The sequence below is a fragment of the Brasilonema bromeliae SPC951 genome (assembly GCF_012912135.1).
GTDB classification, from domain to species: domain Bacteria; phylum Cyanobacteriota; class Cyanobacteriia; order Cyanobacteriales; family Nostocaceae; genus Brasilonema; species Brasilonema bromeliae.
Genome location: NZ_QMEB01000016.1, coordinates 11,662 through 36,414, shown reverse-complemented (window position 1 = coordinate 36,414; position 24,753 = coordinate 11,662). Strand labels below are relative to the sequence as shown.

The following is a 24,753-nucleotide window of genomic DNA, read 5'->3' as shown; positions in this document are numbered from 1 at the left end:
ATAAACGCACATTCGCTTATGAACCTACGAAACACTTGGCACTGCTGAGCGAAGTGTGTTGATAAAGTTTTGAACGTAACGCTCTGTGGAGAAATCAAGGGCGCGTTGCTGTGCGGCGATTGCAGCATTGTGGGCAAATTCTTGATCGTTGAGGTAGCGCAGAATTGCATCTGCCAGTGCGTTTGCATCGCCATAAGGCGTGAGCTGTCCGTTTTTGCCGTCGGTGATGATCTCCGTTGGTCCCCCACCATTGCCAGCAATTACGGGCTTGCCTAATGCCATCGCCTCGATAATCACAATCCCAAACGGTTCGTTATCCGAGGCATGAACAAAGACATCCATCGCTTGCATCCACTCTGGGACGTTACTCTGTAGTCCAGCTAAGATGACTTTATCTTGGAGTTCCAAAGCTGTTATTTTCTCTTTTACAAAATCTTCATAATCCGGTTCTAAATTATGCTTGCCCCCGACTACCAAACAATGGGCATCAGGATACTTTTGTAAAACTTTGGGCATTGCTTCTACAAGAACGTGGATTCCCTTCCAGCGCTGCAATCGTCCCACAATTCCTATTATTGGTCCATGCAATGGCAAACCTAGCTTGCGCCGAGCTTCAGCAGGAGAAGGCACAGTAGAGCCATTGAAGCGGTCTAGTGATACTCCAGGATAGACCAAGGGTGTTGGTCTATGGGGCCAAATCCGCGCCTGTGCCTCCTTGCCATCTTTCGAGAGCGTCACAATAGCACGGGCTGGCACGAGAGTAGCAAGCCGCACTAACCAAGGCTGGTCATAAGGCACTTCCAGTTGGTACCACACAGAAGGCAAACCCGCAAGCATTGCTGCGAGTCCTCCACAGATATGGGTGATCCACATCCAGTTGACAATCATATCTGCACGTTCGCGTCGGGCGATGGAAGCTATCCTAAAAACAGCAGCGATGAAACGGTGAACTTCGCGCAGGCGACCGCTTTCAACAACTCGCGTGTCAATACCGAGCGCTCTTACCTGTTCTACCATTGGACCATGTTCCAAAAATATTACCAACCACTCGACACCTGCGTTACGTCCCTGCTGCATCAAATCCCAAAGCATCATTTCACCGCCGCCTCGTAGTTCAGCTAGCGGCATAATTACAACAACTTTCACGTGTTACCTCCTTATTTGTTTGTATACGAATGTATTTGCAAAAAGGTTAGCTCAACTGATATCTTGCACTCCTTGCAATCACCTTCGGGTGTGCATTGTTTACCAACGTCAAATTCGAGTTTTTAGGCATCGCTCTCGCTAGCCACACCCAAAAAAAGTCCATGAAAAAAGTTACTGCGACCTTTCATCCCACTCATAATGCACCCCGCAGTATACCTCATGCCTTTCCTGAAGGGGCGCTCAGATCAGGACGCTGATATTGAGGTGGAATCTCATATTGCGCTGCACTCATTTCTTGATGCTGATAGTACTTATGTGCTGCCATAGTCATACCAAAAAATCCCCAAAGAACCATGCCTGCTATACTCAGCATTCCGCTACCGATAATGAGCTGAGAACAGGAAGATATACCAATGGCGCGGGCAGCACTGACAAAACTATCGAAGCGAGCCTCATTATATTTGCATACAGTGAAAATCATGAGAATGAGTCCACCCAAGTAAGGAAGACCTCCAACCCAGCCCAGCGTGAAGAATATATCTAAAATGCCGCTGTCTATGACAAATACTACTATTTGACCAGTTTTTTCATCGACTTTCCAGGTGTTTCCAAACCCATTGCCGAAAACATTAGACAGGGCAACACTCAGGTTTCTGTCATAGCTTCCAGATCTATCTTTGAAGCTGCCATCTTGTTCAAGATTGGAAAAACTTTCCAATCGACCGGCAACAACACTGGAAATTGGTTCTATGGTTGCTAATGGCACGACACACAATGCCATTGCCAATATGATCGTAATCAAGCGCATTTGAATCTGTGCTTTGACCGAACCAAAAATCATAACCACCCCAAGTAACCAGCCGCCCCAGTTAGTACGTGCCTGGGTGAGTAGGAATGACAAATATCCCACTGCTGAGGCGGGAAAATTTAAAGGTCCTTGGCGGGCTGTGAACAATAACAGCAAAGCAGCTTGCATCACAGCTCCAAATGGACCGACTGAGTGCATTGTGCTCCATACGCGCATTCCAAAGGGTACCGGTTCTCCAGAACTGGTATTCATTTTTGATTCTATGAGCCAAAATCTATCCCATTCAGGTGCTACCACGAATTGAAATACGCCGTAAGCTCCTGTAATTAATGCACACCACAAGAATGTGCGCTGAAGGTTGTCACGATAGGCAGGATAATCCCGCCAGCACATAAATAAATGGAAACCAAAAAGGACAGGGGATAGCCAGTCCAGAAGACTGCGTGCTACGGGGACAGGTCCGTTGTATACCAGTCCCACAAGCAAGCCATAAAACACCCCTACAAGAGCCAAAACAAAAGGTAAGCCTCCTTGCCTAGAGGCGCTGGGAAGGTATCTGAAGGTCGTTCCAAAAGTTACAAATGTAACTAAGTATGGTGCGATCAGCATCTGACGCGTTATATCCCAACCAGCACGAAGGTCAACTAAGCGCGTAAGAAACGCTGATAGAAACCATATCCACCAGGTAAAGCCCAAGTATAGAACCGGATGTCTTAAGTATAAAAATATAGCTACTATAAAAGATGTCACGGGGAAGATGAGGCGCACCATACTAGCACTTGCAAAATAGCAAGCTAGATTCAGCAATACAAAGGCGAAGATGACTATCCAACCTAGGAGCGATCGCTCATCTGGTGAGTACTTTTCTTTGACAATAGGATTATAAAGAATCTGTCTGGAACTCATGCTAATTCAATTTTTTAGTTTACTAACGGGTAAGGACTAGGGTCTAGGGGAGCCACTGCGCCCTTGGGGATTTCCCCCGAGTCCCGCAAGTGGGGTGAGTGTAACCAGAGCGGGGGTTTTCCCCGAGGAGCGTGGTAGGGTGTTTCTAGAGAGTGTAGGGTGTAGGGAAACACTACACCCTGTAGAAAATTTAAAAATCAAAATTATCAATTCAGAACAATTTTTTTGAATTTTGAATTTTGAATTTTGAATTGTCAAACCCTGCCCACTCGTCACAATTAGCTTTTTAGCAAACTACTGTATCAATCCCTTTCAAGGATTAACATGTGCCTGCCATCCCTGCCAACGCCCACGGATGGAAGCTAGCCACTTTTGCCCCGCAAGCTTGCCTTCGCGGGGCAAAAGCCTAAGCCATTGTACGAACCCCAAACTATCCCGTGTGCCAACTAATATAGCCCAAAGTAAAAAAAATACACGCCTTATAGGTGGCAGATGCTCAAGTAACACAAGCGTTTCATTATGAACTAGATTTATCCAAGCTATTTCATTAAAACTATTGCGCTGGTCTTCATCAAAACGTTGTGCTGGATAGTGGTCAACGGCTACAGCGGGATCGTAAATCATCTTCCAACCTGCCCGCTTTAAAGCTAGGGTAAATGCCATTTCAAAGTGTACCTGTGCTCCCGTACCTCGCATCCGCTCATCAAAGCGCAATCCGGCGATCGCGCTGGTACGAAAACTCATGTTAACACCCTTGAGGACATCGACTTCGCGGGGTTCTCCCATTCCCAAGTGATGATTACCAATGACTCGCCCAAACCACTGTAGTTGACCGACCACCTCGCACGAGTCATCTAACAGCTTGTCACCTTGATGTATCCAATCGCGTCCGCCGACTCCACCGATGCGACTGTCTGAGGTGAAATGAGCACTGATGCGTTCTAACCAATCAGGGCGAGGTGCTGCATCATCATCAGTAATTGAAACCGTATCTCCTTTAACCGCTTCCAGTCCAGCATTAAGAGCTGCAACTACTCCCCCAACTGTAACTTTTACGGTATCCAGTGGCAGTGTAGTTTCTTGGAATTCTTCCAAAAACTGCCAAGTATCAGTATCTATATCCCGTACAACCACTATCACCTGAAAAGGTGGTTTAGTTTGCTCAAGTAGCGCCTGAAGGCAGCGTAATAGGTCTTGAGGACGGCGATAAGTCGGTATGAGAACGGTGTTCCTCATTCTTGCTTAACTCCTCAAACAAATCCACATAAGTTTTTGCCATAGTAGCCCAGCTATGCTGTTCTGCGACAGTGCGTGCAGCTTGACCCATCTGTTGCATTTTGTTGCGATCATTCACCAAAGACAACAGTACCTCTGCCAAAGCCTCAACGTCGTCGGAGTCAGATAAGACAACCCCGCATTCTGGTGTGACTAATTCTGCACCTCCTGTTGCCGTTGCGGTAATGACGGGAAGTCCACAAGCAAGGGCTTCTAATAAGACTAGGGTACATGCTTCGTAACGAGAGGGAAACACGAATAAATCTACAGCACGCATAATCTGGGGTATATCACGCCGATATCCCAGAAAATGTACTCGTTCATTCAACCCTAGGGATTCTGCCATTTGTGGGAAGGGGCTACCTTCAGGACTTCCCACAACTGCAAGATGTAAATTTGGTACTTTCACCAAGGCACGCAGTACAGTATCTAAGTTTTTCCTGGGTGTGCGAATGTCCCCTGCAAACAGCGCCAAAGTCACATTTTCCGGCAAACCGAGTGTTTGACGAGATACCGTACCAGGAGAAAACTCTTCTAAATCAACTCCATTGACAATCACTCGAATTCGAGAACGGGGTACACCAATACTTTCCAATTCTTGGGCAACTTTTTCGGATACCGACACCACAATCTTTGCTTTTTGGAAAGCCTGTTTTTCCCAACGCGCATTGAATGCTGTGTACAGCTTTTGGTACAAACCATACAAATCTTTGCGGAGACGGGAAATATGTACGGGCGATCGCAGCCAAGAACTGTGGACAAAATGTACAGCATTCACATCAGATGCTGCTGATGTAATTGCTCCGTTCACTTTCACCAAATCGACTTGGGAGCGATGTTTCCGCAACCAATCTGCACTTTTTTGAGAAAATATGAAATTACGAAAAAATTCGGTTGGAAACCCGTTGACGGGAATAGAAATCCAGTTGACTTGGCTACTTTGTTGCAATTCTGGTGCTATTTCACTTGCCAATAAAGTCAAGTGATGACCCTGACGAATGGCTTCTTTTGCAACCTCATAATTCACTCGTCCTTGTCCATCACCCTTTTTTACCATGTGAGTCACAATACAGAGTTTCACGCATCACCTTCCTTTTCAGTTCATTTCTGACTTAACATTTCTGACTTAAAAATTCTATTTTTAGTTGCGTTGAGCCTTTTAAATTGATTTGCTATTGGTCGTGGAATGAAACTCAAAGTCAATGCTGCTATAGTTCTTAAATTAAACTTTTCTTCAGAAAGCGCCCGCCAAAGATAAGGACGTGCTTGGGTTGTCTTTTCAGAGCGTAGCAAACCTATAGCTAAAGTTGTATGAGCTTCTAACCATTTTTGCTTAAAATACAGGTTGTATTTCTTGAGAATTTCATCTCCCATAAATTGCTCGTAGCAAAAGATTTCTGCTGTTCCTTTGCGAATTTTTGCCTGAGCATCTAGACTACCACTGCGATTTGTGTCTGTTTGTTCATGGGCGCGATACCGTGTCAATTTTTCTGGATAGTAGTAAGCTCCATGACCGGAACGGGAACATAGATATGATAAATATAAATCCCACATACCGCCTACTTCCTGTGGAATCTTATCCCAGTCAACAAATTCTTTGCGAATCACACAAGCTGCGGCTATTGGTACAGACTTATCTATGACTGCAATTTCAATAAAAGGTTGATGAACTCCTTTTTTTAAGCTAGTTCGTTTGTATGCTTTGGAATTTCCTTCAGTACCAACATTATCAATGTTGCCATCTTTATCTATAATATATTGGTCGCAGAAAGCGAGAATGATATCTGGGTTTTCTTCTAAGGCTGGAACCAGTTTTTCCAGAAAGTCCTCATTCCACATATCGTCATCATGGAGACTGGCAACGTATTTGCCTTGCGCCATCTTGAAGGCATTCATCTGATTGGCAAACATCCCGACATTTTTTGCCTGTCTGAAAAATCGGATGCGTGAATCACCAAAAGATTCAACTACCTTTTGAGGACTTTCCTTTTGGGGACTTTCCTTTTGGAGGCTTTCCTTTTGGGGACTTTTTGGTCTGATGCGTGAATCACCAAAAGATTCAGCTACCTCTTGGGGGCTTTTTGGTCTGATGCGTGAATCACCAAAAGATTTAACTACCTCTTGGGAACTTTCTGGAGTGCAATTATCTGAAACAATAATTTCAATATTTCGATAAGTTTGTTTAACAGCACTAGTAATTGCTTGCTTGAGATAGTCTGGTCTATTATAAGTTGGGATAATAACGCTGACTAGAGGCTCTTGGGAGCTAGTAACGTGTGACATTTTATAAAAATCCTTCCATGTTACTATAAAATTACTACTCTCTATCTTGGTTTGGCATTAAGGAAGCCTATTTAGCTTTCATATATTATCTAACTAAATTTTTTGACTGGCAAATTCTGATATTGTGTTTTCATAAATTTTTTGTAAATGTTTGACGTGGACATCCATTGTGAATTCTTGCATGAGCAAAGCATGACCTTGTTCGCCCATCTGTCGGCATTTTTGATAATCAGAAGACAAATGAGTTATCGCTTGTGCCAGCATCTTAATATTATTAGCTGGTACAAGAATACCTGTTTCTCCATCTCGTAAATATTCTGGAATACCTCCGACTGCGCTGGCAATGACAGGTCGGTAATGAGCATAAGCTTCGAGAGTGACAAGACCAGCTGGTTCGGGCCAAACACTGGGGAAGATAACAGCAAAACACTGTTCGTAAAGTTGATTTAATTTGTTACTATCACACCAACCATGCCAAGTGATACGGTTGTTTAACCCGAGTTTTTGAGCTAATTTTTCCAACCGTGGTCGTTCCCAACCTTCACCCGCGATATCAAGATGAATTTGCGAATCTGTGTGTACTAAGGTTTTGAGCAGCCATTCTAGTCCTTTATCAGGTACTATTCGCCCTACAAATAATATTCGCCCTATTTTGTATGTTTCTAAACTTAGAGGTGCAGTCGCTATTTGCGGTACGGTAATACCACAGCGTAGTGTTACAGTTTGTTGAGGTGGCAAGCCATTTTTAATCAACTGTTCCCGAACATAGTCACTGTTAGCCAAAAAAGTAACTTTCAGATTTCTGATAAAATGGTTGAGATGATGAGTACTTTTTAATTCTTGAATCACTCTTGCGGGTTTGCGGCTTCCACAGCCATCTATTATTTTGCCCCAGAGGCATCCTAAATAAGAGAAATTGCGATCGCAAATGACGTCCTGTGCTGCTAAATATTTTGTGCCACTAGCACAGTACAATGAGTGATTGTGAACAGTGAAGACAGTGGGACATTCTCCTTTTACTTGCTCTAATAAATCTGGACTGTGGATGTGCAGCAATTTGAACCGACTCTGGTCAAGTTCTTTGAGAGATTTAATAACGAAGTCACTCACACCAGATTGCCGAGATTGAATGAGAGAAGTTAAATAAGTTTCAGCTCCTCCATTGCCATTAACTCTGAAACTAGAGCAGTGATATATCAAATTCTCATCATACTCGGGTTGGTTCAATTTTTCTGCTCTCTCCTGTGTAGCTGTGATTAGGTTGGGCATTGCTCCTCCATTTTAGTTTCAAGTTCCCACAATTCTATTTTTTACTCACAAAATATTTTTAATTTTTTGCTAATTTTTGACTTATCCATATTTGTTCTAGTTGCTAGAAAAATCCTGGCTATTCGTTTCCTGGAGTCTTTCTAGCTGCTTTACCCATTTCTTGCTTGGTGCATCGATTCGTTAGCAGCTAAAAAACCTAATTTTTCAGGAATAGCTGTTTCATCTGTAGGTGGTACTAGAAATCAATTGACGTCACCTTCAACCAATACCTCATCAAGTATTACATGTGAGAGTAACTTTCATAGGACTCACTATCTAAGGTAATTTTCTCAAGCCATATTTTTCATAGTTTCGTTTACGTTTAGGCTTTATTAGATATTGCTATTGATCCTTAATTTAGTTGATGCTGCATCTGGTGATATTTCCAAAGCTTACCTTTTAGCTCAAGCAACTCCTGATATCCGCCCTGTTCTACAATCTGTCCCTGTTCGAGTACGACGACTTTGTCTGCTTTAACTATTGTCGATAAGCGGTGAGCAATCACAATCACCGTTCGTCCTACAGAAAGCTTTTCTATAGACTCTTGAATCAACTTCTCCGACACAGTATCAAGAGCACTTGTTGCTTCATCCAAAATCAGAATTTCCGGATTCCGCAGCAAAGCACGAGCAATTGCAATTCGCTGACGCTGACCACCAGAAAGTCTTACGCCTCTGTCTCCAAGCTGAGTGTTGAAACCTTCAGGCATTTCTTGGACAAATTCCATAGCATTTGCCAGTCGAGCTGCTTTGTAAATTTCCTCATCTGTTGCTCCTTCTGAGCCGTAGCCAATATTGTTACGGACAGAAGTGTTGAAAATAAAAGTATCTTGGCTGACCACAGCAATTTTTCGGCGCAGTGAGGTAATGTCAATATCCCGCAAATCAACCCCATCAATAAAAACATGACCCCGGGTTGGATCGTAAAATCGCGGAATCAAATCCGCCAATGTTGTTTTACCAGCTCCGGAAGCGCCCACCAATGCTGTCATTCTGCCTCGTTCAATCATAAGCCTAATGTTACTAAGCACCAAACTTTCGGAGTCGTAGCCAAAATCAACAGACACGAACTCGATTGAACGTTTTAAACCAGGAAATTCGATATGTCCATTGCGGAAATACTGTTCCTCATCAATTGCCAAAAGTTTTTTAACGACTTCCGACGAGCCATACATCGTACTGATATGCGCCGCTACACCATTAATATCTTGAATAATTGGCACGAGGCGAAAGAGAACGAAGAAAAACGTTAATAGAGAACCTACTTGTGGTGCTCCGTTAGTTAAAACACCTGTAACTGCCAGAACAATTATTGCCACGAGTACTGTGGTCGCTAACGCCTCTGCAAGTGGCTTGACAACCATCCATACCAAGGCAATGTTCTTTGAAGCCGTGAAAAGATTCAAGCTGGCATTATAATAACGTTGACGTTCAAAATTTTCAGTGGAAAACGCCTGAACTGTACGAATCCCATTGATGAATTCTACGGCTATTGAAGTAAACCTATTGCTGGCTTTCGTTACTTCAAAACTTGCCTCCCGCACGCGACCATTCAATGTAGATAAGGCTACTGCTAACAAACTGAACAGCATCAATGAAATGATAGATAACTGCCAAGTTAACACGAACATTGATACTAAGTACGTGACAGCAGTGAGTGTTCTTGCAAACAAGAAAGCTGCCGATCCGAAAGCTTGTTTAAGCCTTTCTATTTCCGTTGTTATAGTATTTATCAGTTCGCCAGACTTAGTCTTGCTAAAATAACTAATTTTTACAGACTGTAGTTTCTCAAAAATTTGTTTACGGAGTCTATCAACTAAATTAAGTTGAGTTATTTCGGTGTAAAGTTGTGCTAAATAATTTAACCCCGAACGTATCCAAGTGCTAAATAAAATCAATGCCGAGACGCGATATAGCCGCTCAGGAGCAGATGCGTTCACTCCCAATACAGAAGTATTGAACCAATCAATTTGAGTCTTAAACGGGATATCGGGAGTGGTTAAGGTTTGCAGAAAGGCAGACAAAAGACCGACATTAACGCCCTCAAAAACTGCCGCCACAAATGAAAACACCAAAGCAAAAACTGTGATTCGGCGAAAGTGTTTAAATTCTCGCAATATAAGGTAGTTGTCCTGCCAGAACTTAGTAGTCTTGACTGAATTCTTAAGTAAATTTTGGACTGGTTTGGATAGTTTGACATGCATGAGTGAGATTCAACCGTAGTTTTGCAGGGAAGATAGAGCGCTCTAAATATTATGGTCTTACAAAAAGCCGCAACGCGTTGACTGACGTGCGGCAATTTTACTTACTACTGTAAGTTCCAGTAGTTGTTTTGTCGTAATAAACAGAGCGAAAGTCACTTTCCAAGGGTGGAACCAATACTTATAGTTGGTGAAAGACCTCAAGGGTGTTCAAGCCATGAGGTAACGAACAACAAATCACAGAGTTGAACTATCCAGATGTAAAAGGTTCGACTCTGCTTCAATCTCCCATGACCTCATCATTCCTGGTAATCTGTTGAGCTGTCGTTGTGCTTCTGGGCTGAGTCGTACTGCATCTTCCAAAGTCCAGCAACGAGGTCCAGTCAAACTCATTTCACCACGTAGTACATTCAATAACTGCGGCAGATGATCCAGTCCGTACTTACGCATCCATCGTCCTAGTTTTGTCAGATTCTGACTATCTTCTCCATCGCACAAATCCTCTGGATATGTGATACCCTTATCTCCCATTGCTTTTTTGCTGGCTGTAGTTGTGCGAAACTTGAAAACCTTGAACACTTTTCCTCGTTCTCCAACATGCCATTGGCAAGAAAAAAGTAGTCTCGGTTCTGGGGAGGAAATGCGCATTAACAAAACCAACCCTAACATGATTGGACTTATAGCAAGCAGAAAAATCAAGGCAGTGAGCCAGTCAGTAAAACGCTTTAACCACCACAATGTTGAGTCTAGTAGTTTCGGCTGTTTATCAATCGAGGGTATGCGCAGGAATATGGGCTTGTTGGCTTGAGCGCACGCATCTGCCCAAAATCTTAACCTTGTTTCACCAAGTCTTGGATCTATGCGTACCAAATTTGCAGGAGAACGCTTCAGACACTCCACTAACAATTCTTTTCTATCCAGTGAAGGCATATAGGGTTGTGTTATCCCTCCAGGAGGGATGACCAGCAACTGACCCAGACACCATCGAAGTGCGCAGTATTGAGAGGGATTATCTTGTTGCTGCTGCTTCACTGTATAGTTACTCTGTAATGTTGGTATTATTGAGGTTGTCATATGTATCTTCGCTCATACTATAGTAGATTGCTGACCTAATATTTAAGGCGGCTATTGCCAAAGAGTCCTAGATGGATCTTGCTCTTTACTCCAAAACATGGAGTAATCGAGTGCAAAAAGATAACACAATTATCCCTATTAACAATTGCACATCTTGGTTAATTATTCTTTACCAGAAATGTATATCATACAACAATAGTAGTTTTCAGATAATCTCAGAAACTTCACTCTTGTGTTTTTTAGGGGGATTTAATATCTAGCATATAAGACGAACCGCTACATATAGAGATCTTTATTTAGTCTTTAAAGAGCAAGGACGTTTTTCCGATAATTATTAAGTTCTTATGAATAAGATAGCTTGTGTAATTACGAAATAAGACCCTTCCTTGTCACCGTACGTAATTTGAAATCTTGTTAAAAAAAAGCATAGCTATCACAACTAATCAAAAGACACAAACTCAAAAATTTGAGTGCAAAGCACTCAAATTATACGCTGATATAAATTTGAGTTCCAATACTTCTAATAAAATATCTCTTCAAGCCTGATTTTTTACTTTACGGAGCGAATTCTATTCGTCCCGATACACTCAAAAGCCGCATGTACGGCATTGAAAGTCATGATTTTTCTTGCTTTCCGCGCGGACGGAGTTCATTTGTCTAGTAGGGAATTATATTCGCCCAAATCTTTTGATATCTTCTCTAATAAACTTATTATGAGTAAAAGGAGCATATATGATTTATTAACTTTTATTTTATCAATAGAACAAGACGTATTAAGACAAAATTATTTCTCTTGTCCGTAAGTAGTTTGATGTACGATAGACTTTGATTGTGCTCTTTGGGAAAAGATAGTTATATACTCTGCCTTTAAATATCATAATACACAATAAACAATTAACATTTTGTCTTTTAATTAATACCAAATCTGCTTAATTACTTACGTCAAAGAAGGCACGAGACAGTTGGTAACTTGCGCTGCCACAATGCACTCCAAGCGTGCTGTTGTTGTGGGAAGAGAAAATGAGAATTTGACTATTTTAACCACAATTACTGTCGGGTTGGGTAAAACCTGTGTAAAGATCCAGCAACCTATGTCCTTTGGACACGCACTCGCGTATGCCTAGTGGCACGCTTTGCGCTTACGGAAAAACCTTCCGCTGCATTCAGCGTGTCGCTTTGCAACGAGGGCGCCTCCAGAGGAGATACGGAGACGCTGCGCGAACAAAAACAGATAATTAAGTTGAGCTACTTATACCAAAAGTGACTAAACACATAGACAGAAAAAAGCCAAGCCAGCGCAAGTCCTGTACTCTCTGGGACTTGACTACCTGTACGAGAGATTTTGGGACAAAACTAGTTAAATATTAGACCCACCACTGCATTGACCTTTCTCGACAGACGTAAGTGGCGTGCTGGCTCGGTTTTTTTTCCAGTCGGTCTACTTAATGGCAACTGAAGCCCAAGAATCTCCGCGTCTAAAGACGCCGGAAATTCTCAAAAAAATTGAAGCAGAAAGCCCACAGCTTTCTAAGAAACCTCTTCATACCATCGGTGTGACGAGGAGTAGGAGGGTTAAACTCCTGCCGCTACTAAGAAAAAATACGGCATATGCTTTTCTAGGTAGCATGTGCCGCTTTATTTATATTTTTGGTTGTGCGTTCGTTCTCGTTAGTCAAGCCAGGCATATTCAGGCAGTGTGCGCCTTGCACCAAGCTGTGGCGTAGTTTTATTTCTCTACAGCTTGTTGCAGTGCAAATCGTTGTTGATGTGTATATGGCACAAATGTACTACTAGAGTTTGAGACCCCATTTGCCACAACTCCAAGTAAGTTTAACCGGCTCAACATGGCTGTAGCTTGTGTGAGTTGAGTTCGAGTCACTCTACCTATGCTAGCTACCATAACCACGCCACGACAAGATGAGGCCGTAAGCATCGCATCAACTAAGCCAAGAACTGGGGTTGAATCTACAAGTACCAAATCATAGTTATTCTCAAATGTTGCCATTAATTGCTGCATCCGAGGGGAACTTAGCAGATTAGCTGGATCAGCAGGTGTTGGTCCTGCGGTCAAAATGTCGATATAGGATGAGCCTGAGGATTGGATACTAATCTGATTAGGTATTGTGACCTCACTTGCTAATAGAGTTGAAAGCCCCTGTTCGTTAGGAAGATTTAGCTGTTTGTGCAGGCTGGGTTCACGTAGGTTGGCATCAATCAGCAGTACCCGTTTATGTAAACGAGCTGCGCTCATTGCTAAGCCCAATGCCAGACCTGACTTACCGTCATCTGATAAAGCTGAGGTAATCATCAAAGATTTGAACGAAGCAACAGAGTTCAAAAGTTCAATGTTTTTATAAATCAGATCTAGCGATTCCCAACGCGGTGAAGATTGCAATACCTGAATTGTCCAAGGGGCAGGGACATCTGGCTTACCAAATGGTAACTTGATAACTGATTCTCTGGTTTTAGCAGGTGGTAACTTGGGAGTTGTTCCCAATATCGGTAAAGCAACCTGCCTCTCCAACTCAGCTGTGGTGTGAACTGAATCATCAGCCGCTTCACGGACAAACGCAGCAATACCTCCTAACATCAACCCAACCACTGCACCTAACATTAGATTCTGCTGTTCGTTGGGACCCTGGCGTATACCTTCTTGGGGTTCTTCCACGATTTCCCAGTTAAATCCTCCCTTGGCAATTTCTTGCCGTAATCGCTGTTCTGCTTTCAAAAGTTCCTGCAATCTTTCCCGGCTCAGTTGTACTTGCGGCTGTAGGCGACCGTACTCAGCTAACAACTTGGGAAATTTTGTGAGTTGCTCACGTAGTTCTTGCTCTTTCTTCGCCAGAACTTCGTCTTTTGCGCTTAAAGACAGCATTGTTGTTTGTGTGTCCACTAACTTCGCAGCAAGGTTGAGGTCAATTGCGCTCTTCTGTCCTTGTTGTAGGAGAGACGGTGCTTGGCTAATTGCTTGAGCAGACTCTGCCCCTAAGGTTCGTCTTTGCTCTTCCTGCAATAGTGCCTTTTGACTTTGAAGTTGACCTGCCAATTTCTGCACACTTGGAGCTTCCTCTGTAAAGCGCAAGCGTTCTTGTGCTAGAGCCAGTTCTGTTTTTTGAATTTCGTTCAGTAGTCCTTGATAACGAGTAGACTGACTCAGACGAGCTTCGACAAGGGCATTCTGTGGTGTACTTTGAAGTTGCTTTTGTATATTTTTGTACGTAGCTTCAGCTTCTTTATACAGAGAACGAGCTGTGCCACGCTCTTGCACAATCCTGGTCAATTCGTCTTGTGTAGCTTTTGCCTGTGTCTCTGGATCTATAAGATTCTTCCCTGTAATATTCTTCCCTGTGCGAAAGTCTCGTAACTCACCATCAGCCTTCTTGACATCATTTCTTGCTTCGTCTAACTGTTGTCTAATAACTTTAAGCCCTTTTTTTAAACGCTCATTCTGCTGCTGAATGTTGTAAGCTAAATAAACTTTCTGAATTGCTTGCAGAGCCTTATGTGTTTTTACTGGGTCTTTCTCAGTATATTGCACCTGAAATATTTTAGTAGCAACATTATCGTCTTTGTTTTTAATTTGACTTAAAACCAAAGAACTTTTTAACTGACCTACGGTCATGTCTGGATATTTGGACTTGAGTTCAGTAACTGCTTTTTTAAGCAGAGGAGAACTTTGCATCAAGCTCAGTTGGGTTGCAGCGTCTACCTGAACAGTAGGTTCGGTAAACTGACTGTCTACACCACCACCTTCTTTCTTTCCTTGATAGTTAGGTTCTACCAACAGCTGCATTGAGCTTCTATAGGTAGGAGCTGTTTTTTTTGTCATCACACCTGCAACGGCAACAGAAGCCACAAATGCTGCCAAAAACCAAGGAAATCTCCGTATTAAAACCGCAAATAGTTGTCCGTAACCCGGTTCTGACTCAGTAACTGGATTTCCGTATGGACTAAGACTGCTCTGAACCACTTTTACTATCCCTCAGCTAACAAATTAAATGAATAATGTATTTACACAGTACAAGCTTGCTCAATAACTTGCTCAACTTTGTTAAAGAAAGCTTCCTCGGAAAAGTTTGCCACTGCATGATTACGGATGTTGTTGTAATCCCAATAGATTTCCCTGGCTTCTAGTAGTGCACGATTGAGTGATTCGGGTGTTTGTTTCTGAAAAAAGACTCCTGTTTTACCAGGTATTTGAGTATCTAATACCCCACCCGCTCCAAAAGCGATGACAGGTGTTCCACTAGCATTGGCCTCTACTGGAACTAAACCATAATCTTCTAGGGCTGCAACTATAACAGACTTTGCTTTAGAAAACAACTGAGTGCGTTGTATATCAGTTACGTGTCCTAAAAACTCAATATTGGATAATGCTTTAGACTTTAACCTCTCCCTTTCTGGACCATTTCCTGATATCAGCAACCGCCATCCCAGCCAGTTAAAAGCTTCGACTATTATATCAAGACGCTTGTAGCTGATCATCCGAGCCGAGGCAAGATAAAATTCTTCTTTTGTATCTGAAAAAACAAATTTACTGGTGTCAATCGGATAGTTAATAACAATGGCTTCTTTGCCGTAAGTACTTTTAATCCGACGAGCTACAATACTGGAGTTAGCAATGTAAAGGTCAGGTTCCTGTGCATAGGCAAGGTCTACCTTTCTCATCATTTCAAAAACTTGGTCGATTAATGGAGCAAAATATCGATAATCTCCGTACTCACGTAAATAAGTTTCTGTGTCCCACAAAAAACGGGTAATGTTATGACAAAAGCAAATATGGCGGCTCTTTTGGTTCTTTCGCACTGCTTTGGCAAAGCTTGTGCTACTGCTGATAATAAGGTCGTAGTCTTGCAAATCTAAGGCGCGAAAGGCTGGAAAATATAAGGGAGCCATCAACCTAAAATACTTCGCTGCTCCTGGAATATTTTGCAGGAAGGTTGTGTTGACAATGCGCTCACCAATGTCAATGGTTTTTTCGGGGTCGTATAAGGAAGTAAAAACATCTGCTTGGGGGTAGCGCTTACAGAGTAACTCGAAAACGCGCTCTGCCCCTCCTTTCTGGGTTAAATAATCATGCACCAAGGCAATTTTCATATGAATCCTTAATGTATTGACTCCATACAACTATCTACAAGTGGTGATAGGTTTGCTCCGAATACTGCACCGACAGTTAACAGTTCACAGACTCTAAATGCAAATCTGATTCAAGCCCCTACTTGTTCTCAAGATACTAAAACGTGATTAAGAAGTGTTAATTTTTAATAAATATTTCGTAAGGAGAGAAGAAAGAAAGAAATGAGTAACCCATTGGGTAAATTGAGAACTTGAGATTTTTATTGGCTAATAGCTTTTTTTGTTGATGAACAGAACTGATACACAGTCGGTGATCGTGAGCTAAGTATTGCAAAAAGAACTTAAATGGCAACAGGTTATACCAGAAGATCCAAATAGGGTATTGCAATAACTCTGATAAAGTTCCTTATAAAAAGCTTTCACAAAATCTTCTTCTTGACTAATCGATCCACAAATAGTTAAATGGAAATCAGACATTTGGGCAAAAGCTTCTAATACTAATGCATAAGTTTTGCTTAAGACTAGAGATTCTTTACTACCCAACGTATGCTATTTTTGCTACCGAAGTCAACACCATAACTTAAGTATGAGTTAACTTCGGTTAACGAAATTACCTAAACTGCTGCTAAAGTTTTGGATTTGGTGAAATAAGCGTTTTGCTCAGCTCGCAGTTTGTCGCACAGTCTACCTTCAGGGAGTTCTACATCGTCGTAGGTCAGGACTTGGTCTTTTGGAATATCTCGCTTCAGGCGACATCCTTCTGCAAGACCGATTGGTAAGAGGTTTTGCTCTTGAACGATGTTGGAATTTTCACATTGCCCATATGTCATGTAGTAGCCAATGCCATCCAAGGTTTCTCCAGCCTTGAGGTCGATTTTGGCAGTGGTGATCACATCTACCAGAGGACCACCTAAAGGACTTAAGACGTAATCTTGGAAAAGGACAGCGCGAGCAACAGACAATGGTACCTCAAAGTGACAGAGGTGATAAGGAGTGTAAAAGCTGTAAAGCGGACCTTCACCTAACTTGTATAAGTTGAGGTAGTGACGTTGTTTGGGATCGTCGTGGGTTCCAAAGACAAAGACCCCTGGACCTGGTTTTGCACCAACGACGTAATCAACGATACCGCCCAGTTCTTTGAGTTGTTCGACATCGTACATTTTGGTCATTTCATCGACATGACCGTTAAAGTCGTATCCCAGCATTCCCCGCTTGGCAACTGTCATACCTGTGGCGTTAGCAACTATTGCTTGCTCAAAGGATATCTTTGTTCCATCGGCAAAGCTGGTGACCATATGAGCTTTTTGACCCCAACGCTTAGCAAATGCTTCCTGTGTTGTTGGATTGCGATAGGGATCTTGTAAACCTTTGATGTTACCACACAACAGTGGAGTTAAGCCGATACTCTTGACGAAGCGGTAGAGATTCATTTGCACTCCTGGCTGATCCCCATCACAAGCGGTGAGGATAACTCCTGCTTTGTCAGCGTAAACTTTGAGAATAGAACCGATGGTACCATCTAATTCGGCGTTCATCATAATGATGTGCTTGTGATGGGCGATCGCCTCCATCACAACATGAGCGCCAAATTCTACTGCGCCTGTCACTTCAATCAGAGCATCGATCCCCTCGGCGCGACACAGTAACATTGGATCTTCAGTGACTGCGTATTGATTGCGGGCGATCGCCTCTTCTAATTCGGTGACGGTAGAAACGACTTTGCTATCTTCAATACCTGCTTCCGAATATGCTCGCTTAGCTGCATCAACACTTCGGTTGGAGATAGCAACCAACTCCATACCAGGAACGGAATTTTTAATCTGATTGGCAATTCCCCGTCCCATAAACCCAGCACCAATCATCCCAACCTTGATGGGGTTACCTGCTTCAGCACGAGCTTGTAAGGCGCGATCTACGATAATCATTGGTTAATCTCCTATGAATAATATTTGCGAATTGCTTAGTTGTTGATTGTTAATTAGTCGTTTTTTCGATCACCACTAACAACTAAACATTCCCTCCAACGCTCATCATTTTCATCAAAGGCCAATTTTTATCTTTTTCAGAAATGTCAGTTACTTCCAATGGCCATTGAATATTGAAAAATGGATCATCGTAGCGCAACCCCCGCTCATATCCAGCTGTGTAAAACTCTCCTACCTGATACGCGACCTCAGCAGAGTCTGTTAGTGTTTGATAGCCGTGAGCGAACATTTCTGGAACATATAAGGCGCGATGATTTTCCGCAGTTAATTCCACACCGATATATTGAAGGTAAGTTGGAGACTCAGGACGCATATCAATAATGACGTCATAGATAGCGCCTTGGGTACACCGGACTAATTTTGTTTCTGCTGCTGGTAGAGTTTGATAATGCATGCCCCGCAGCGTCCCTTTTTTGTAGTTAAAAGATAGATTGCATTGGGCAACTGTTGGCTTTAAACCATGTGCCTCAAATTCTTGAGCGCAGAAAGTACGGGCAAAGAAACCACGATGATCCTGCTTTTGTTCTAGCTCAATGATGTACGCGTCTTTCAGTTCAGTTTCTACAAAAATCATGGGTAACCTCGCTTGAAATCTTAACTACACAGTGGCACTGGGTCATTTCGGATTTTTCTTCGTGTTTTTTGCAACTTTTTTTTGAAGCCCTGTAGAGGTGTAGGGGTCAAGCAGCGATCGTTATGCACCGAGGGTAACCCGAAGACAGACAACTGCTCACCAAAAGGGCTTCAAGGGAAACTAAAACACAAAGAAATTCTTCAACTGAAGAATCGCACTATCTTAGAGCTGTCACAGAATCAGCTTCTTGATAGGACTCTGGTTTTGCAAAAGTATCATCCCAGTACTGGGTGCAAAGTTCTGGTCTCTTCGGTGGGTTTGCAGTGTAAGTAAAAAATAGTGCTGGTCTTTCTTCTGTCCGTAGTGTTCCGTGGTGTAAAGCGACTTTTGGATCTGTAAAAATCACAGTACCTGCTGGACCTGGACATGATTTCCACTTGTCTTCTGGGATGACTTCCTTAAGCTGTTCATCAGTGATTCCTAAGTAACCTGACTGCCAAAGCTTGTAGTAAATCCGGTAATAATTGAGACTGTATAAAGAAGTCAAAGAGACCGGAACATATTCAAAAGGACCGTGTTTTTGTTCTACATCGGACAAATAAATGATCATTTTGAGCATCCGACGGTCTTCTGAGTCTTTATGCCATAACAGTGTGCCAAACTGATCTTCGTTCGGAAAATCTTTACGTAAATGTACGCCCTGAAAGGCAACAGGAAGACCGATGTAATTCTCGATGATATTAAGTAGCTTTTGTTCCCGTCCCCACTGAGAAAATTCTGGTAAATCTGTAACGGTGTAAATTTGCGGCAGTCTTTTTGTGAGGTGGCTATTGCTTGCATCTGTCATTCTAGATAGTTGATTGTAAGATGCTTTGAGAAGAGCAGATGTAGAGCCAAGTCCCAACTTTTCGAGTGTTGTCACATAAACTCCATCGCGTTTGAGGGTATCGACAATCACGCGATCGCTTTCTTCCAAAGCAGGCAATTTCCTTGCATGGTTTAGGAGTGCTGCTCTGTAACCTAACTCAGATGTCAACTGAGATATTTTGTTGATAGTACTGTTAAACATAGAATAACTACCTTGTTCAATTGATTGATTACCCCTTCGGGGTTCGCCAGTCGCTCATGGGGGAAACCCCCAAGACCGCGCTGGCTCACAAGTCTTATTTTCGTCAATTTTGAGTGAATGGTTCCGTTGTTTGTGCCATTTTGAATTCTTTAGTAGGAACTGCGTCAAAAACAGACAGACCGACTAAAGTCAAAAAGGGAACTATTGTTTTAATAGTGAACATAGGCCATCTTCTCAAAGCACCTAAGAAAACTTTCAAATTAGCTTCTTTGAAACTCTGGAACATCATCCTACGGTAAAATTGTCTAGAGTATCCGTTTTCCTCCAATTTCGTGACAACTTCCGGTAAGTGCTTGTATTGCATTAATAGTGCCGATTGTGGATCTTTTTGCCAATAACTCACACCAACAATACATTCCATATAGATATCTTTAGTAACAATTATCCTGCCATTAGCAGCGCAATACCCAGCCAAGTATGCTAATGATATCCAGTTATTCTCAGCTTCTGACCAAATTTGAAGAGCGCGTTGTACTAAGTCAGTACGATAGATCGAAGCCGTGAGAAAGATGACTGCGCCAACACTTTTTGAAAAACAATGTTCAAAGATAGCTTTTGGGTCACCGCTTCCATCTTCACTATCAACATCAAACCAACGGTTACCTACTATTGTGGGTGGGTGTACAGGTTCCCCAGTTTTTTGATTACGACCAGAAAAGTTAAGGAACAATAATGATAAATCTTCATATTTTTTGAGTTTGTTGATGACATAAGCAACTGCTCTATCCTGAATGGGATCATCATCACCAATTGTCCAAACATATTTGGTCGTTGCGGACTTTAAGCAATGAATGATATTCCGCATGACACCAATATTTTCTGCATTTCGGCTAGATTTAAATGTGATGTGGCTGAGATTTGTTTGCCACTTTTTAATCACCTCTTGAGTATTATCAGTTGAACAATTATCTGAAACAAAAATTTCACATTCAGATTCCAAACCAATGATCGCTTGAGCAACCCATGCTAGTTGCTTATCAAGTAGTTGGGCGCGGTTGTAAGTCGGAATAGCGATAGTGAGTAGTTTATTCATGGTGGACTGTACATCAGGTTGTGTTTCATGTGGATTGAGTTGTTGTGGATTTTGCATATGTTATTATGACTTTTGATTTGAATAAGCGAAGGAATAAAAATGAGAAGAAGACTTAAGGCTTCAGGAATATACAGAAATCAGGTATGATAATCATACTACTGCTATAACAGCTAATCTTAGCTTCTCAAAACTCCTCACAAAAACAGTTAAAGTTTTAAAACATACATATTTATTTTCTATTTAATTCATTTGAATATCTTATTTTTTTGCCTTATTTCATTACCATACTATGATACATTGATGATTTCAACAATTCCGAATCATTTTTTTTTAATTCGTAATTATTGAAATCACTTTTTTTGCTTATCAATTCAAGATAATTACTTCTGACTCCAGAAGAAATCTTTGTCAATTTGTTGTGTACGGATGAGATATTCTAATTGCTTTAAGCGAGTGAAGCCTCTAGATAAGAAAACTTCTTCAGTCATATCAATTTGCGAGAACAAATCATACAACTGTTGTGCTCCTCGTTGAGCATTCCAATCACACTTAAAGCCGGGTAGAACGGTATTAATTTTTTCAAAAGAGACGCGATAACTGCGATTGTCTGCACCTTGAGTGCCAAAGCTCAATTTACAATCTGGGAAAACTTGAGCAACAATTTCGGCAACTTCTTTGACTCGATAATTATTTGCTGTATCTCCCACGTTAAAAACTTGGTTATGTACAATATCACGAGGTGCTTCCACTGCGCAAACAATTGCTTTGCAAATATCCAGTGCGTGAACTAATGGACGCCAAGGCGTACCATCACTAGTCATCTTAATTTCTTTGGTTGTCCATGCCAAACCTGCCAAATTGTTCAAAACAATATCAAAGCGCATTCTGGGGGAAGCACCAAAAGCAGTGGCGTTCCGCATAAAGGTAGGAGAGAAGTCATCATCTGCTAGTGGCTTGACATCTCGCTCTACCATTGTCTTACATTCTGCATAGGCGGTTTGGGGATTGACAGGAGATTCTTCTGTGACATCACCTTCAGTAGCAACACCATAGACACTACATGAGGACATATACACAAAGCGACGCACACCAGCTTCTTTTGCCAATTTGGCAAGACGAACTGAGCCTTTATGATTAATTTCGTAAGTGATATGCGGTGCAAGTTGTCCAGTGGGATCATTTGATAGATCAGCCATGTGAACGATCGCATCAACACCTTGCACATCCTCCGGGGTGATGTGGCGAATATCTTTATTGAGAGTTTTGGCTGTTATCTCAGTACCGTTGTACAACCAACCTACTTTGTAATAACCAGTATCTACTCCGATAACTTCATGTCCCCGTTCAATTAACAACGGAGGTAATAAACTACCAAGATAACCTTCAGTACCAGTGACTAGAATTCTCATTGTTTTTGATTCCTATTCAAGTTTAATTTCATGTGGTAAACAAATTACCTTGGTGAAGTACGGTGCATCATTCTCTGTAGGATGGTTTAGGCACTTTCATCATCATGGATTCATGACTACAGAAATTCTTGCCTTTACTCACCTTTTGTGTATATGTTATGCACCGTAACACAGCATGTTTAAAGTTTTGAAGTAGTCAACGATGTTACTTTCATAAATTTTCTCCAAAAGCGTCTCCAAATGGTGTCTCGCCATCCTGACCAGTCTGTCATGTCAAGATATTGGAAGAACAAATGTTTTTTAGGATGTTTACATTCTTCTCGCAATCCTGCATACCAGGGTTTGGGAGAGTTCGTAAAGTGAATGATGCAAGGGTTGTGCTGCAGTTCGTTATAAATATCCTCCGTGAAGGGGCTGTCTTTCCAGGATGAATATTCATGTATTTTGGGCATTTGATTCCATTTTGGGTGAAGTTCTCCCCATTTCCCAGCAAGAACTGCGTTTAATCCATCCTGATCATTGCGTACGTATTCTCTATTTTGTTTGATGTATTCAAGGACTTTTTTGCCAATATCCTCTGATCGCCACTTGTCAAGATTTATCACTAAAAGTCCGGAGTTGAAATATTTCTCATCCGGACTAATCCCCACCTCACGGTAGTTTTTTAAACCTTCAGACATTCCTACGTACAATTCAACATCGTCTTGAACTGCTAATGCATAGTTATCTCCCATGTCAATCGCCCATAACTCTGCCAAATCTCCCGTCACTACCATGTCGGTGTCTAAGTAAATGGCTTTGTGAAACTCTTTTGGTAAATATTCGGTAATCAGAAGCCGATAATAGCAAGTCAGTGTTAAATGTCTGGTCAAGACTAAGTTTTCAAAGACTGCATTATCTGGCTGTATCCATGAAATACTGACCTGTTCTTTGTTAAAAGATTTACTAATTCTGCGTTTGTTCGCTTCGGTAATACCTCCATCAAGAACATATAACGCTATCTGATGATTCTTTTTCAGATTGGCAACTGCTGAACGAACTGTGACAGTGAGTGGCATGGCATAGTTATTATCAGCAGCGCACACAAGAACGATTGGCTGAACATCTGAGTTAAGGAACATTAGTTTTCCCCTGACAACTAATTACAACCTTAAATTAGATGTTCTCGCAAATTGACAAATGCCACAATGCCTGTGCTTTTTCTTAACACTATTAACTTAAGCAAGCACAGGCAAACAAAATATTTTAGAGTTGAGTGACTACAGCTTTGAGATGTGGCTGTTGGGGAATTTTGTCAACAATTGCTTTGCCAATTTCTATGGAAGATGTTGCTGCTGGTGAATGGGCATTACAAACATGGACGGAGTTTTGACCTTGAACAATCAAAAAGTCATCCACCAGTTTGCCATCATTCATCAGTGCTTGGGCGCGAACACCCGCGTGAGTGGGAACTAAATCTTCTTGTTGAACTTCGGGAATGAGTTTTTGCAAACTTCTAGTGAAAGCTGCTTTACTAAAGGAGCGAATAATTTCTTGGATTCCTTCGTCAGCGTGTTTGGCTGCGAGTTTCCAAAAACCAGGATAAGTCATGACTTCTGCAAAATCACGCAAGTCAAAGTCTGTTTTGTTATAGCCTTCGCGCTTAAGACTCAAGACTGCATTTGGTCCAGCATGTACGCTCTTGTCAATCATGCGCGTAAAATGGACACCCAAGAAAGGAAAGTCTGGATTGGGAACTGGGTAAATTAAGCCTTTGACCAAATAGCGTTTTTCTGGTGTGAGTTCGTAATACTCTCCCCGGAAAGGAACAATTTTTGCTTTCGGATCAGTTTTGCCCATTTTGGCAACGCGATCGCTATGTAATCCAGCACAATTGATCACAAAGCGAGTTTCAAAAGGACCACGGTTTGTTTCTAATACCTGATGTTTTCCACTGATAACTATTTTTTCAACCTTGGTATTGAGACGCAGTTCTCCTCCCTGCTGTTTAATGATTTCAGCATATTTATGGCAAACTTGCTTGTAATTTGCAATACCAGTTGAAGAAACTAGAACTCCTCCAACGCTACTCACATGAGGTTCAACTTCTTTGACTTCCTCTGGAGTCATTCTCTTAACGTCTATGCCATTTTCCAAACCTCGCGTGTAAAGATTTTCTAGGCGAGGTAACTCTGTTTCATCAGTAGCAACTATGACCTTACCGCAAACTTCATGCTCAATTCCATGTTCTTGGCAAAATTCCACCATTGAACGACAACCGTCACGGCAAAATTTAGCTTTGAAACTACCCGGCTTGTAGTAAATACCAGAATGAATGACGCCACTATTATTACCTGTTTGGTGAAAAGCCCAATTGCTCTCTTTTTCTAAAACTAGAATACGAGCATTGGGATAGCGTTTACCTAAAGCCATAGCGGTGGAAAGACCAACAATTCCACCACCTATAATCGCGAAGTCATACATGAGTACTCTAGCTCCCGGAATCTAGAAATATGAATCAAGAATGAAAAGTAAAAAATCAATAACGATGAGTGAAGAATGAATGTA

Annotated in this window: 18 protein-coding genes; 1 reads left to right on the top strand and 17 read right to left on the bottom strand. The window is 41.9% G+C overall.

Features of this window, described 5'->3' with window-relative positions:
• Positions 1-24: 24 nt before the first annotated feature.
• The 8 genes from DP116_RS03770 to hepC form a co-directional block, all read right to left on the bottom strand.
• Entirely contained in the window at positions 25-1,146 is a 1,122-nt protein-coding gene (locus DP116_RS03770) for a glycosyltransferase (protein WP_169153896.1), read from the bottom strand.
• Between the two features lie 217 nt (positions 1,147-1,363).
• Positions 1,364-2,860, bottom strand: coding sequence for an O-antigen ligase family protein (locus DP116_RS03765; protein ID WP_246275466.1), 1,497 nt, complete (start codon positions 2,858-2,860; stop codon positions 1,364-1,366).
• Positions 2,861-3,172: 312 nt separating this feature from the next.
• Complete coding sequence (locus DP116_RS03760; RefSeq protein ID WP_169153895.1) at positions 3,173-4,096, bottom strand: glycosyltransferase family 2 protein; 924 nt, start codon at positions 4,094-4,096, stop codon at positions 3,173-3,175.
• The gene (locus DP116_RS03755; RefSeq protein ID WP_169153894.1) at positions 4,023-5,216 is read right to left on the bottom strand and encodes a glycosyltransferase; all 1,194 of its coding nucleotides are present in this window, start codon (positions 5,214-5,216) and stop codon (positions 4,023-4,025) included. Before DP116_RS03755 ends, DP116_RS03760 begins: the two co-directional genes overlap by 74 nt.
• Before the next feature lie 20 nt (positions 5,217-5,236).
• Entirely contained in the window at positions 5,237-6,418 is a 1,182-nt protein-coding gene (locus DP116_RS03750) for a glycosyltransferase family 2 protein (RefSeq protein WP_246275465.1), read from the bottom strand.
• 93 nt (positions 6,419-6,511) lie between these two features.
• Positions 6,512-7,687: a glycosyltransferase family 4 protein gene (locus tag DP116_RS03745; protein WP_169153893.1), complete on the bottom strand. Its 1,176-nt coding sequence runs from the start codon at positions 7,685-7,687 to the stop codon at positions 6,512-6,514.
• A 391-nt stretch (positions 7,688-8,078) separates the two neighbouring features.
• Positions 8,079-9,929: a heterocyst formation ABC transporter subunit HepA gene (hepA, locus tag DP116_RS03740; protein ID WP_169153892.1), complete on the bottom strand. Its 1,851-nt coding sequence runs from the start codon at positions 9,927-9,929 to the stop codon at positions 8,079-8,081.
• Between the two features lie 234 nt (positions 9,930-10,163).
• Positions 10,164-11,000 (bottom strand): heterocyst development glycosyltransferase HepC, encoded by an 837-nt coding sequence (gene hepC, locus DP116_RS03735; RefSeq protein ID WP_169153891.1) that lies wholly within the window; start codon positions 10,998-11,000, stop codon positions 10,164-10,166.
• A 1,445-nt stretch (positions 11,001-12,445) separates the two neighbouring features.
• Between hepC and DP116_RS03730 the strand changes: the two genes are divergently transcribed.
• Positions 12,446-12,724, top strand: a complete 279-nt coding sequence (locus tag DP116_RS03730; protein ID WP_211173060.1) for a hypothetical protein — start codon at positions 12,446-12,448, stop codon at positions 12,722-12,724.
• 2 nt (positions 12,725-12,726) lie between these two features.
• Here the strand turns inward: DP116_RS03730 and DP116_RS03725 are convergent, their stop codons facing one another.
• The 9 genes from DP116_RS03725 to lhgD all read right to left on the bottom strand — a co-directional run bounded on the left by DP116_RS03725 (position 12,727) and on the right by lhgD (position 24,669).
• Positions 12,727-14,970 carry a polysaccharide biosynthesis tyrosine autokinase gene (locus DP116_RS03725; protein WP_169153889.1) on the bottom strand — a complete coding sequence of 748 codons (2,244 nt, stop codon included), beginning with the start codon at positions 14,968-14,970 and terminating at the stop codon, positions 12,727-12,729.
• A 41-nt stretch (positions 14,971-15,011) separates the two neighbouring features.
• Positions 15,012-16,097 (bottom strand): glycosyltransferase, encoded by a 1,086-nt coding sequence (locus tag DP116_RS03720; RefSeq protein ID WP_169153888.1) that lies wholly within the window; start codon positions 16,095-16,097, stop codon positions 15,012-15,014.
• A gap of 593 nt (positions 16,098-16,690) precedes the next feature.
• On the bottom strand, positions 16,691-18,001 hold the full coding sequence (locus DP116_RS03710; protein WP_169153887.1) for an NAD(P)H-dependent oxidoreductase: 1,311 nt from the start codon (positions 17,999-18,001) through the stop codon (positions 16,691-16,693).
• A gap of 82 nt (positions 18,002-18,083) precedes the next feature.
• Entirely contained in the window at positions 18,084-18,635 is a 552-nt protein-coding gene (gene rfbC, locus DP116_RS03705; RefSeq protein ID WP_169153886.1) for a dTDP-4-dehydrorhamnose 3,5-epimerase, read from the bottom strand.
• Between the two features lie 217 nt (positions 18,636-18,852).
• The gene (locus tag DP116_RS03700) at positions 18,853-19,704 is read right to left on the bottom strand and encodes a phytanoyl-CoA dioxygenase family protein (RefSeq protein WP_169153885.1); all 852 of its coding nucleotides are present in this window, start codon (positions 19,702-19,704) and stop codon (positions 18,853-18,855) included.
• 103 nt (positions 19,705-19,807) lie between these two features.
• The gene (locus DP116_RS03695) at positions 19,808-20,797 is read right to left on the bottom strand and encodes a glycosyltransferase family 2 protein (protein WP_169153901.1); all 990 of its coding nucleotides are present in this window, start codon (positions 20,795-20,797) and stop codon (positions 19,808-19,810) included.
• A 380-nt stretch (positions 20,798-21,177) separates the two neighbouring features.
• Entirely contained in the window at positions 21,178-22,206 is a 1,029-nt protein-coding gene (locus tag DP116_RS03690) for an NAD-dependent epimerase/dehydratase family protein (RefSeq protein ID WP_169153884.1), read from the bottom strand.
• Positions 22,207-22,385: 179 nt separating this feature from the next.
• Complete coding sequence (locus DP116_RS03685) at positions 22,386-23,327, bottom strand: glycosyltransferase family 8 protein (protein WP_169153883.1); 942 nt, start codon at positions 23,325-23,327, stop codon at positions 22,386-22,388.
• Positions 23,328-23,451: 124 nt separating this feature from the next.
• Positions 23,452-24,669, bottom strand: coding sequence for an L-2-hydroxyglutarate dehydrogenase (lhgD, locus tag DP116_RS03680; RefSeq protein ID WP_169153882.1), 1,218 nt, complete (start codon positions 24,667-24,669; stop codon positions 23,452-23,454).
• Positions 24,670-24,753: the final 84 nt, after the last annotated feature.

Excerpts from the sequence above, each read along its gene's own strand:
- DP116_RS03765 (WP_246275466.1), bottom strand. The coding sequence starts at position 2,860 with ATGAGTTCCAGACAGATTCTTTATAATCCTATTGTCAAAGAAAAGTAC.
- DP116_RS03760 (WP_169153895.1), bottom strand. The coding sequence starts at position 4,096 with ATGAGGAACACCGTTCTCATACCGACTTATCGCCGTCCTCAAGACCTA.
- DP116_RS03750 (WP_246275465.1), bottom strand. The coding sequence starts at position 6,418 with ATGTCACACGTTACTAGCTCCCAAGAGCCTCTAGTCAGCGTTATTATC.
- DP116_RS03745 (WP_169153893.1), bottom strand. The coding sequence starts at position 7,687 with ATGCCCAACCTAATCACAGCTACACAGGAGAGAGCAGAAAAATTGAAC.
- hepA (WP_169153892.1), bottom strand. The coding sequence starts at position 9,929 with ATGCATGTCAAACTATCCAAACCAGTCCAAAATTTACTTAAGAATTCA.
- hepC (WP_169153891.1), bottom strand. The coding sequence starts at position 11,000 with ATGACAACCTCAATAATACCAACATTACAGAGTAACTATACAGTGAAG.
- DP116_RS03730 (WP_211173060.1), top strand. The coding sequence starts at position 12,446 with ATGGCAACTGAAGCCCAAGAATCTCCGCGTCTAAAGACGCCGGAAATT.
- DP116_RS03720 (WP_169153888.1), bottom strand. The coding sequence starts at position 16,097 with ATGAAAATTGCCTTGGTGCATGATTATTTAACCCAGAAAGGAGGGGCA.
- DP116_RS03710 (WP_169153887.1), bottom strand. The coding sequence starts at position 18,001 with ATGATTATCGTAGATCGCGCCTTACAAGCTCGTGCTGAAGCAGGTAAC.
- rfbC (WP_169153886.1), bottom strand. The coding sequence starts at position 18,635 with ATGATTTTTGTAGAAACTGAACTGAAAGACGCGTACATCATTGAGCTA.
- DP116_RS03700 (WP_169153885.1), bottom strand. The coding sequence starts at position 19,704 with ATGTTTAACAGTACTATCAACAAAATATCTCAGTTGACATCTGAGTTA.
- DP116_RS03695 (WP_169153901.1), bottom strand. The coding sequence starts at position 20,797 with ATGAATAAACTACTCACTATCGCTATTCCGACTTACAACCGCGCCCAA.
- DP116_RS03690 (WP_169153884.1), bottom strand. The coding sequence starts at position 22,206 with ATGAGAATTCTAGTCACTGGTACTGAAGGTTATCTTGGTAGTTTATTA.
- DP116_RS03685 (WP_169153883.1), bottom strand. The coding sequence starts at position 23,327 with ATGTTCCTTAACTCAGATGTTCAGCCAATCGTTCTTGTGTGCGCTGCT.
- lhgD (WP_169153882.1), bottom strand. The coding sequence starts at position 24,669 with ATGTATGACTTCGCGATTATAGGTGGTGGAATTGTTGGTCTTTCCACC.